Annotated in this window: 3 protein-coding genes; 2 read left to right on the forward strand and 1 reads right to left on the reverse strand. The window is 43.5% G+C overall.

Features of this window, described 5'->3' with window-relative positions:
- Positions 1-1,371 (reverse strand): NADP-dependent isocitrate dehydrogenase (locus NJ959_RS27690; RefSeq protein WP_254014985.1); only part of this gene is annotated, 1,371 nt, incomplete at its 3' end.
- Between the two features lie 609 nt (positions 1,372-1,980).
- Here NJ959_RS27690 and NJ959_RS31075 point away from each other — a divergent pair.
- Entirely contained in the window at positions 1,981-2,457 is a 477-nt protein-coding gene (locus NJ959_RS31075; protein ID WP_507237497.1) for an RRXRR domain-containing protein, read from the forward strand.
- A partial coding sequence (locus NJ959_RS27700; RefSeq protein WP_254014987.1) for a response regulator transcription factor occupies positions 2,454-3,085 on the forward strand: 632 nt, incomplete at its 3' end. The genes NJ959_RS31075 and NJ959_RS27700, both read left to right, overlap by 4 nt.

The following is a 3,085-nucleotide window of genomic DNA, read 5'->3' on the forward strand; positions in this document are numbered from 1 at the left end:
CTCCACAGGAGGAGTCATCATCCGCGCCAAATCGTAGGTTACCTCACGAGATGCGATCGCATTTCCTAATCCCTGTTTAATTAAATCAGCAGCTTCTTGCCAACCCATATATTCCAGCATCATCACCCCCGATAAAATCAGTGAACCAGGATTAACTCGGTCCAAACCTGCGTGCTTGGGTGCAGTACCGTGAGTAGCTTCAAAAATGGCACAATTATCCCCAATATTAGCACCAGGACCCATCCCCAATCCACCCACAAGAGCAGCAGCAGCATCAGAGAGGTAATCCCCGTTAAGGTTCATCGTAGCGAGAATCGAGTATTCATCTGGGCGCGTCTGAATCTGTTGAAAAATACTATCAGCAATTCGGTCATTTACCATTACCTTTTCTTTCCATTTGCCATTGCCGTGACTATCCCAGATATCATTAATAACCTGTTCTACTTGGCTAATAATCTTAGCCTGTTTCTCTGGTGTAAGTGAGTTAAAACCAGGCTCAATAGCACGGGCATTATCAGCCAGAGAAATATCTGGATTTTTCTCTTTATTGCTAAGAATCCACGATTCTACTTCCGTTACACATTCAGAGCGAAACTCAGTAGTAGCAACCTCATAACCCCAATCGCGGAAGGCTCCTTCAGTGTATTTCATAATATTGCCCTTATGGACTAAAGTCACCATTTGCTTAGATTTTGGTAACCTTAGTCCATTCTGGATAGCACGACGCACCAGACGTTGAGAACCAGTTTTGCTAATAGGTTTAATCCCAATTCCAGAATCGAGGCGAATCTGCTTTTTACCATGTTCTGGAGTTGCCGGGATAAACTCATTATTTAGGAGAGAAATCAATTTGTCCGCTAATTCGCTACCTTGAGGCCATTCAATACCTAGATAAATATCTTCAGTATTCTCCCGATAGATAATTACATCCAGTTTTTCAGGATGGCGGTGAGGTGATGGCGTACCAGGATAATATTGACAAGGACGGACGCAGGCATAGAGGTCATTAATTTGGCGTAATGCTACATTGAGAGAACGAATACCACCTCCCACCGGGGTAGTTAACGGTCCTTTGATAGCAACACCGTATTCTGCGATCGCAGTTAGGGTATCTTCCGGTAAATATTGATAAGTGCCGTACTTATCGCACGCTTCATCACCTGCATAGATTTTAAACCAGCTAATTTGGCGCTTGTCGCTATATGCGGCACTGACAGCCGCATCAATTACCTTTTGAGTAGCTGGCCAAATATCAATCCCAGTGCCGTCACCGCGAATGAACGGAATAATCGGGTTATCGGGAACGATAGGCTTGCCCTGAAGGAAGGTAATGCGGGAACCAGTTTCTGGAGGGGTGATTTTATCGTACATAGAGATAGAGTTCAGTTGTTTGAGCTATTTAGTCCTGCGTTACTGAGTATGCCTGGAAAAGGAGTTCAGAGTACAGAAATTTAGGCTATCGGATTCCCGCTTTATCGCATTTAAGGTGTAGAGACTGGGGCGGCTTTGGGTGTCTCATCAACCAGAAACACTAGCCCATCGACGTGGTTAAACCCTCCTTACAGTGGTTCAGAACCAAATAAGAAAATCAAGGTACACCAGTTAGACACTGTTGACAATCAGCCATTATGCTTAAATTTGGAATCAGCCATTATGCTGGAATATAGTATTCCATTTAGGCAGTCACGATCTGTACCGTAAACAACCCGCCGCTATAATCGGTACTCCGATTATACTGTTGGCTCTGAAGAGAGCCACGAGTTTACCAGACTGAGCCATTGCGGGCTACGTTAGAGGAAAGCGTATAAATTCTTACCTTGAGATGCGCCCCCTAGTTCCAGTCTTTAAAGTCCAGAGATTAAACAGGCTTAAAAATAAGGATTAAGCCTATTTTTCTGGGAAAGTACTGAACTCTAACATTGTCACAGCTAACTTTACCGCAGAAATGCGCTAATCCCATTATATAGATGAGCTGATCCCATGGAAAGAGTTCTAGTTCTAGACAAGAATCAACAGCCATTAATGCCCTGCCGTCTGAATAGAGTGAGACTAATTATCAATCCAGGAAAAGTAATAATATTTAGGCGTTACCCTTACCATAATCTCAGGAGGATATACTATCAACAAGGGAAACTATTCAGGAGGTTAAAAGATACAAGATTGCCTAGCGAAACAAATACAGGTGGACTGATAGAGTTTAATCTTTATAGTCAAACACTAGAGAAAAATCACTGGCTAGAGGCTGGATATGTTGTAAAATATCCCCCTGTCAAACTACAAATAACAGTAATTAAGCCTTTATTAACAGAAAGGACAGCTATAGCGATGTTCCGTAGACTCTGCCCACAGGAGTTATTCCATTTGGAAAGACCCCAAGACGAGATGGCATCCTCAATTCCAGCCACCGCCAAGCTGAATACAGCAATGGTGGATGTCTCAATGGGGGAAGAAAGATGAAGAAAATTTTAGTGGTTGATGATGATAGAACCTTACGAATTGCCTTGAAACGCGCCCTAGAAAAAATGGGATATCAAGTCAAACAAGTTAGTTCAGGTGCTGAAGCCTTAGAAGCTTGTATGAAAAATCCCCCAGACTTAGTGGTTTCTGATGTGATGATGCCAGAGATGGATGGGCTAGAATTTTGCCGTCGGTTGCGATCCACTCCTTCTGGCCAACTAATGCCCTTTATATTTTTATCTGGGAGAGGAGAATTAGAAGACAGAATTCACGGTCATTCTATGGGAGCTGATGATTATTTAATTAAACCAGTAGATCCCAGAGAATTAGCGGCCAAAATAGAAGCCCAGTTAGAGCGAACCCGCCGCATCCACTCCCTGATAGTTCAGTTGATGCACCTCAATGCGAGTTCGATTGGGCTTGAGCCAACGCCTCAAATTGCCACACCTGAACCTGTTGAGGTTGAGATACCACAGATTGATGCTGAGGTGGCCGTGACTCCCATTCCTTTACCTCTGACACCTGCAGAAGAAAGAGTCTTTTGGGAAGTGATTCAGGGGTTAACCAACAAAGAAATCAGCAATCGCTTGTTTATCAGTCCCCGCACTGTTCAAACACACCTAAGTAG

The sequence above is a fragment of the Limnofasciculus baicalensis BBK-W-15 genome (assembly GCF_024178385.1).
Taxonomy (GTDB): Bacteria; Cyanobacteriota; Cyanobacteriia; order Cyanobacteriales; family Coleofasciculaceae; genus Limnofasciculus; species Limnofasciculus baicalensis.